The sequence below is a fragment of the Photobacterium sp. DNB23_23_1 genome (genome assembly GCF_052873815.1).
The window spans coordinates 1-253 of sequence record NZ_JBNNXT010000129.1; the positions used below are offsets into that span (position 1 = coordinate 1).

General features: G+C 51.4%; 1 protein-coding gene. It reads left to right on the forward strand.

The features are described from left to right. Positions 1–253: aldehyde dehydrogenase family protein (locus ACVA53_RS25125; RefSeq protein ID WP_446506638.1), on the forward strand; the 253-nt coding region annotated here is incomplete at both ends.

Consider the following 253-nt stretch of genomic DNA (forward strand, 5'->3'; position numbering starts at 1 on the left):
GCTACGATTCCAGCGACTTGCCAGTACGGTGATTTCGTTGTACCGTCGGCGTTTGAAATCCCTTCTATTGATGTTCTGGAGTATGAAAACTTTGGCCCGATCTTGCATATCGTTCGCTTCAAAGCCAACGAGCTTGATCAGGTGATCGACCAAATCAACCACACGGGTTTTGGCGTGACGATGGGTGTACATAGCCGCAACGAGCGAACCTACAGCCATTTCGACCGCCGTGCCCGTGTCGGAAACTGCTACA